General features: G+C 62.9%; 5 protein-coding genes. 3 read left to right on the top strand and 2 right to left on the bottom strand.

The features are described 5' to 3' along the window. The coding region (locus K410_RS40470; RefSeq protein ID WP_049820142.1) for a hypothetical protein at positions 1-554 on the top strand (554 nt) is incomplete at its 5' end. A 353-nt stretch (positions 555-907) separates the two neighbouring features. Here the strand turns inward: K410_RS40470 and K410_RS0121015 are convergent. Both K410_RS0121015 and K410_RS0121010 read right to left on the bottom strand, forming a co-directional pair. Beyond that, positions 908-1,690: an ImmA/IrrE family metallo-endopeptidase gene (locus tag K410_RS0121015; RefSeq protein ID WP_028136699.1), complete on the bottom strand. Its 783-nt coding sequence runs from the start codon at positions 1,688-1,690 to the stop codon at positions 908-910. A 20-nt stretch (positions 1,691-1,710) separates the two neighbouring features. Further along, a complete protein-coding gene (locus K410_RS0121010) occupies positions 1,711-5,496 on the bottom strand; it encodes a vitamin B12-dependent ribonucleotide reductase (protein ID WP_028136698.1) in 3,786 nt (1,261 codons plus the stop codon). A gap of 761 nt (positions 5,497-6,257) precedes the next feature. Here K410_RS0121010 and K410_RS0121005 point away from each other — a divergent pair. Beyond that, complete coding sequence (locus tag K410_RS0121005; protein ID WP_028136697.1) at positions 6,258-7,154, top strand: DMT family transporter; 897 nt, start codon at positions 6,258-6,260, stop codon at positions 7,152-7,154. Between the two features lie 192 nt (positions 7,155-7,346). After that, positions 7,347-7,816: hypothetical protein (locus K410_RS40465; RefSeq protein ID WP_196236030.1), on the top strand; the 470-nt coding region annotated here is incomplete at its 3' end.

The following is a 7,816-nucleotide window of genomic DNA, read 5'->3' as shown; positions in this document are numbered from 1 at the left end:
CGCTTAACCCGTCCACTTTATCGGGGGAAGATCACATCGATGATCTGCCAGATGACCTCGACTTCGAAGAGGAGGATGGCTGCATCTATCTCCGGGCACCGATCGGATTGAGTGAAGACGATCGGTGGCTCACCTTGATTGATGTCGGTTTGACCCCGCGGCGCGATTCGACCCCGCTAGCGGATCTTCGGTCGTTCGACTATCACGAATTCGGGTACGAAATTACCATCTTGGATCAGCACGGGAAGGTTCCGATCCGATCGACGATGAACAGGGACATTGCGAAGGTCTGGTTGCCGCCCAACTGCTCCGGGTTGATCCTTGATGTTGTAAGTCATTGTTGTCGCAGGCTTTTGCAAGAGTTTGTGCCTGGCTATATCTATCGCGTGACCTCAGCCAAACACGTTGGCGGACGAGCTCTGCACAAGCACACTTTGGTGACGAATGTGATGCAGAATGAAGGTTACTCGATCCTTATGGACGGGGTGGACGATTGGAAGCGGACATTCTGGCTGATGGGGCGAGAAGGGTTTGATCTCTCCTATCTCAGATAGGGAGTCCGATGAAGGTCTTGCGATGAACTGGCAAACGTTGATCTCATCTGCGCTGCACGCAATCGGTTTCCGTAAGGAGAGCGAGCCGCGGTCGCATGTCTACGAGGGCATCCGCGAGCGCCGGGGAGAAGAAGCGCAACGCTACCTCGAACAGGCAAATCGTTCGTTGGCCAAGGTTCGCAAGAAGCGGGACGAACGAGCCCATGAGTGTGCATAGTGTCGAAGAGGATCGATGGGTAGAGCGTAGCGAAACCCATCGGTTGCCGCGATCGATGATGGGTTTCGCAAGTGCTCAACCCATCCTACGAGCTATCGTTGAGCCTTACGCCCCTTAGTACAACTGCGCGTCAGGTCTACGAGTCGCCCTTCTCGGGGTCCTTGCCGGTGTATCCGCAGTTGTCACACCCGATTTGGGTGCCGAGAGGAAAAAGCGTACGTGCTTGGCATTGCGGGCAGAGTGACTGTAGGTAGTCTCTCTTTCGCTTCTTTTCGGATGCGCGCATCAACGCCTGAAATGCTCGATTCGCTTCGACTACCCGGGCTACAGCGGCGACGCGCTCCTGTTCCGCTTGAAGCCTCTCAAAGCACAGTTCGGCCGCCGTCATGCTGACCAAGAACTCGGTGGCGATATCGATCGGAGCAGCCAGTTCTGCAGCCTGACGATCATGAATGAGAAAGGCCGAGGCGAACACCTTTGCTTGATGCTCGGCTGACTCCGCGGCGCTCAGCTTGGAGAGCGTGGTGGTGCCGGCCGCCCCGGAAGCGCGGTGGTCAATGAACCCATCAGCGGCATGCATGACTGCGTGGCCAAGTTCGTGAGCCATGGTCATGCGACTTCTGCCGTCACCCCAAGAGCTTTGAATATCAATGGATCGTTTGATCGTGATCTTGACCGCACCGCCAACTAATTCAGTGCGGGCATCCTTTGTACCAAGTACCTGATCATCCACGCATTCGTAGATGAGAGGTCGCTCTCCGCGAAGCGTAAGCACCTTCCCGGAGCGAAGGATGCGGCCGATATTGACCGGCCGCAACCGTTCGATGCCGTAATACGACTTCGTGTCATTCGCGATGCGTCGACACTCATCGTTCGAGCGACGAGTTACGCGACGATCGTCATGCTCCTCATCATCCATTTCGGCACCATTTCAGCCCCTCACGAGCACCCCGTCGTGCTGCCGCACGTATCGCACTTCATGCAGGTCCCATTCCGCACCAGCGTGAAGTTGCCGCACTCTGAGCACATCTCGCCCTCGTAGCCCTTGGCCTTGGCTTCCGCGCGGCGCTCGGCCTTGGAGGGGACGGCGGTCGCGGCGGTGCCGGCCTTGCTCCACTGGAGCTGCTCGAGCTTCTCCGTCGGCGAGAGGTCGTGCTGGACGTCCTGCTTCAGGGCGACGGCGCCTTCGATGGCATCGCCGACACGGGCCGAGGCACCGTGCGCCAACGCCGTGACCTTGCTGCCACCTGAGGGCGCGCTGTCGTTGCCCTGGGTGACCGCGGCGCTGCCGCCGCGCATCACCACGAGGTTGTCGGTCCGCGAGCGGGTGAGGCCGCGCGAGACCAGGCGGGTGGCGTGGTGGCCGCCGTCCTCGTCCGGCTCCTTGCCTTCTTCGACGCCCTTGCCGAGCGCGTCGAAGCCGGTCTCGTTGGGATCGACATGGGCGAGGTCGAACCGCGACATGTAGCTCACCGCCAGCTCGCGGAAGACGTAGTCGAGGATCGAGGTCGCGTATTTGATGCTGTCGTTGCCCTGCACGGGGCCCGCCGGCTCGAAGCGGGTGAAGGTGAAGGCGTCGACATATTCGTCCAGCGGCACGCCGTATTGCAGGCCGAGCGACACCGCGATGGCGAAGTTGTTGATGAAGGAGCGGAGCGCGGCGCCTTCCTTGTGCATGTCGATGAAGATCTCGCCGAGACGGCCGTCGTCATATTCACCGGTGCGGAGATAGACCTTGTGGCCGCCGACGACCGCCTTCTGGGTATAGCCCTTGCGGCGATCCGGCATCTTCTCGCGCTCGCGCATCACGATGATGCGCTCGACCAGCTTCTCGACGACCTTTTCGGCCACCTGGGTGGTCCGCGCCGCCATGGGTTTTTCAAAAAGATTGGGCTTCTCGTGCAGCATCTCGACCGCATCGTCCTCGTCCTCATCGTCGCTGATGAGCTGCGAGTTGAGCGGCTGGCTGAGCTTGGAGCCGTCGCGATAGAGCGCGTTGGCCTTCAGCGCCAGCTTCCACGACAGCATGTAGGCGGACTTGCAGTCCTCCACCGTGGCGTCGTTCGGCATGTTGATGGTCTTGGAGATCGCACCCGAGATGAAGGGCTGCGCCGCCGCCATCATGCGGATGTGGCTCTCGACCGACAGATAGCGCTTGCCGATCTTGCCGCAGGGGTTGGCGCAGTCGAACACCGGATAGTGCTCGGCCTTGAGGTGCGGGGCACCTTCCACCGTCATCGCGCCGCAGATGTGGACGTTGGCCGCCTCGATCTCGCGCTTGGTGAAGCCGACGGCCTGGAGCAGATCGAAGCCGGGGGCGGCGATCGCCTCGGCGCCGATGCCGAGCTGGTCGCGGATGAAATCCTCGCCAAAAGTCCACTTGTTGAAGGCGAACTTGATGTCGAAGGCGGTCGGCAGTGCCTTCTCGACCTTGGCGATGGCTTCCTCGGTGAAGCCCTTCGCCTTCAGGGTCGAGGCGTTGATGCCCGGCGCGTTGGAGAGCGAGCCGTGGCCGACGGCGTAGGCCTCGATTTCGGCGATCTCAGCTTCGCGATAGCCGAGCGCGCGCAGCGCCGCGGGGACCGCGCGGTTGATGATCTTGAAGTAGCCGCCGCCGGCGAGCTTCTTGAACTTGACCAGCGCGAAGTCGGGCTCGATGCCGGTGGTGTCGCAATCCATCACGAGGCCGATCGTGCCGGTCGGCGCGATCACCGTGGTCTGGGCGTTGCGATAGCCGTGCTGCTCGCCGAGCTGGAGCGCCGCATCCCAGGCCGCCTGCGCGTGGCTGACGAGGTCAGCTTGCGGGCAGGAGACGAGGTCCATCGGCACCGGGTTGACGCTGAGCGCCTCGTAGCCGTTGGACTGGCCGTGCGCGGCGCGGCGGTGGTTGCGGATCACGCGCAGCATGTGCGGCGCGTTCTTCTTGTAGCCGGGGAAGGTGCCGAGTTCGGCAGCCATTTCCGCCGAGGTCTTGTAGGTGATGCCGGTCATCACGGCGGTCAGCGCGCCGCAGAGCGCGCGGCCTTCCTTGCTGTCATAGGGCAGGCCCATGGTCATCAGCAGGCCGCCGATATTGGCGTAGCCGAGGCCGAGGGTGCGGAACTCGTAGGAGAGCTCGGCGATCGCCTTCGACGGGAATTGCGCCATCATCACCGAGATTTCGAGCACGATGGTCCAGAGCCGGCAGAGATGCTCATAGCCCTCGACGTCGAATCGCTTGGTCTCGATGTCATAGAACGTCAGCAGGTTGGCGGAGGCGAGGTTGCACGCCGTGTCGTCCAGGAACATGTATTCCGAGCACGGATTGGAGGCGCGGATGTCGCCGGACGCCTTGCAGGTGTGCCAGTCGTTCATGGTGGTGTTGAAGTGCAGGCCGGGGTCGGCCGAGGCCCAGGCGGCGTAGCCGATCTTCTCCCAGAGGTCGCGCGCCTTCAGCGTCTTGGTGATCTTCTTGGTCGTGCGTCCGACCAGATTCCAGTCGCCATCCGTTTCCACGGCGCGCAGAAAATCGTCCCGCAGCGAGACCGAGTTGTTGGAGTTCTGGCCGGAGACCGTGAGGTAGGCTTCGCTGTCCCAGTCGGTGTCGTAGGTGTCGAACGCGATGTCCTTGTAGCCCTGCTTGGCGAACTGGATGACGCGCTTGATGTAATTGTCGGGCACCAGGCTGCGACGCGCCAGCTTGATCTCGCGGCGCAGGGCAGGGTTCTTCTCGGGATCGAAGCAATCGTCGCCCGAGCCTTCGCAATTGACGCAGGCCTTCAGCACGGCCTTGAGGTGCTTCTGGTTGATCTTGGAGCCCGTGACGAGGGCGGCGACCTTCTGCTCCTCCTTCACCTTCCAGTCGATATAGGTCTCGATGTCGGGGTGATCGACGTCGACCACGACCATCTTGGCGGCGCGGCGGGTGGTGCCGCCGCTCTTGATCGCGCCGGCGGCGCGGTCGCCGATCTTGAGGAAGCTCATCAGGCCGCTGGAGCGGCCGCCGCCGGAGAGCTTTTCGCCTTCGCCGCGCAGCCGCGAGAAGTTGGAGCCGGTGCCGGAGCCGTACTTGAACAGGCGGGCCTCGCGGACCCAGAGGTCCATGATGCCGCCTTCGTTGACGAGGTCGTCACCGACGCCCTGGATGAAGCAGGCGTGCGGCTGCGGATGCTCGTAGGCGGACTTGGACTTGGTCAGCTTGCCGGTGAAGGGATCGACGTAATAATGGCCCTGGCCGGGGCCGTCGATGCCATAGGCCCAATGCAGACCGGTGTTGAACCATTGCGGCGAGTTCGGCGCGACCATCTGCTTGGCGAGCATGTAGCGCAGCTCGTCGTAGAAGGCCTGGGCGTCCTCGTCGGACGAGAAATACTTGCCCTTCCAGCCCCAATAGGTCCAGCAGCCGGCGAGGCGGTCGAACACCTGCTTGGCGCTGAGCTCGCTGACATAGCGCTCCTTCTCAGGGAGGAGGCTAAGCGCCTCGGTGTCGGGCACGGAGCGCCACAGGAAGGAGGGGACGGATTCCTCCTCGACCTTCTTCAGGCGCGCGGCAACGCCGGCTTTGCGGAAATATTTCTGGGCGAGTACGTCGGAGGCGACCTGCGACCATTCCGTGGGCACCTCGACATTGTCGAGCTTGAACACGACGGAGCCGTCGGGATTCCTGATCTCCGACGTGGTCAGCCGGAAATCGATCCCTGCGTAGGGTGACTGTCCCGAAGTGGTGTGGCGCCGCTCAATCCGCATCGTCTTGCCCCGTCCTTAAGTTTTGACCGGTCCCGCCTCCGTTCAGGCGTGCCGGTCGACATTTCGTTTCGCGGCGCCTTCGGCCTGATGGCCTTGAGCTCCGCAGTTCAGCCGGTGGACCCGGCCCTTGTTCTCCCGACGCGATGGCTCGATGCGCGCACCGATCATCCCGCCTGCCTGTCCAGGCCCATCCGCCCCCAAGGGGATGAGCCCGACACGCGTTCAACGCCCCACCGTCACAACGTCTTTCCTTGCCATCCGAGCCTGTCGCCGGCCCGTTCTGGCGCCCGAAGAATCCGCCTTTCGCGGGCAGACAAGCCCTCATCCGCTGCCTTTGGCTGGCTTGGCGGAGTGCCGATTTGCGAGACCCTTTGGGGGAGTGCCGGCGGGACGCAAACTCACTCGCGCCGAACGGATCGAAAGCTAGGACTCTCCGCTGCGCCCGTCAAGAACTAGTGCGAGTTCCTGAATCAAATACTAAATGTGGTGGATTGTGGGGGATAACAGGGGGCCTGGCCGCGCCTGCTATGGAGGCAAGTATCAGTGAGTCCTCACGGATTCCCAACTGAAAAAATTTGCATCCGGTGATGCCGCGCAGGCTTCATCCCGCTGTTCACAGGGCAGGTATATTTTTGGGCGAAGGGATTGCGTCAGCAGGACTCACGTAGCCCTACGGAAGGGGAGGGCAGGCATGCCCGCCGAGACAGTGGCTTGGGCGGCGAATCCGCGCCAAGCTGACCTCGATTTGCCGGATACCCCACATGCTTGATTCGACTCGTCGGGATGCGCGGCCGCGCATCGCCCCGGCCGGCCTGATGTTCCTCGCCATCACCTCGATCGGCTGGGGCTTCAACTGGCCGGTGACGAAATTCCTGCTCGCCGAGCTGCCGCCTTTGACCTTGCGCGGGGTCACCGGCGTGCTCGGCGCCGTGCTGCTGGCGGCGCTGGCGGTGATGCGCCGGCAGAGCCTGCAGGTGGACGCGGCGACCTGGCCGCGCCTGCTCACCGCGGCATTGCTCAACGTCACCGGCTGGATGGTGCTGATGGGCCTCGCGCTGCTCTGGCTGCCGGCGAGCGAGGCGGCGCTGATCGCCTACACCATGCCGGTCTGGGCCTCGATCATCGCCTGGCCGGTGCTGGGCGAGCGGCCGACGCTGCTGCGCACGCTCGGGCTGGTGATGGCCTTCGTCGGGCTGGCCTCGATCATGGGCGGCAACGGCATCGCCGCCAGCGTCGAGAAGCTGCCTGGCATCATCATGGCGCTGGGCGGCGCGTTCGGCTTCGCCGTCGGCACGGTGTTCTCCAAGAAGTATCCGATCCACCTGCCGCCGATCGCGGCCGCGGCCTGGCAGATCGGGATCGGCTGCCTGCCGATCTCGATCATCGGCCTCCTGGTCGAGACCACGCATCTCTCCAAGGTCACGCCGCTCGGCTGGTGGCTGCTGGTCTACTCGACCGTGGTGCAGTTCTGCATCGCCTATGTCAGCTGGTTCGCCGCATTGGCGCGGCTGCCGGCCTCGGTCGCCGCGATCGGCACCATGGCGGTGCCCGTCATCGGCGTCGTCGCCTCGGCGATCGCGCTCGGCGAGCCGCTCGGCGCAGGGCAGATCGCCGCGCTGATCTTCACGCTGGCGGCGGTGGTGCTGGCGACGCGGTAGCTCGCCGCGAAGAGCAAAGCTCGTTTTGCGCGAAGCTCTGATGCTGTTTCATCGGGGCCGTTGCCGCGTGCGAAAATCGACAGCGTCGGTGCTGCGGTATGGTGCTTCAAGCCCGTTGCGAGTGCGGGCGATTGTCATCTGCATCGCACGCTAAATTCTTCATCGACACTGTATTGCAATCGAAGCGCAACCATGCAATTTTTAGTAGATTACACGTATAAATTGATTTTTGGAGGTCTGATGGTTGACCATTACCCTGACCCCCCGTCTGACATCGAAGCCGCATCATCTCGTCCGGGCGCGGCTCCGGGGGCAGCAAACGAGCCGACGATTCCGATCGTCGGCTATGCGCCCGAGACACAGTCGGGCAAGCGTCGAATCTATCTCGACGCGGGCCGTAGCTACTACGCCGAAATTCCAAGACCTGATGAGACGATTGTCGAGACGACGAACCTCGATGCGACCGCCGGCCGCGTGCGCTTGTCAGTGCGGCCGACGACTAAAGTGGATATCGGACAAGTTCATAGGGATGTGGAGGCTTCAATGCTGAATGCATTTCTCTCTGGAGCGGCCCCCGGCGGCATCGGCACGCAGGGTCTTGTCTGCGGCGCGCCTGGCGGCATCGGAACGCAAGGTCTTGTCTGCGGTGCGCCCGGTGGCAT

Source organism: Bradyrhizobium sp. 22 (genome assembly GCF_000482425.1).
Taxonomy (GTDB): domain Bacteria; phylum Pseudomonadota; class Alphaproteobacteria; order Rhizobiales; family Xanthobacteraceae; genus Bradyrhizobium; species Bradyrhizobium japonicum_B.
Note: the sequence above shows the minus strand (reverse complement) of the source record. Positions and strands in the feature narration are given on the sequence as shown.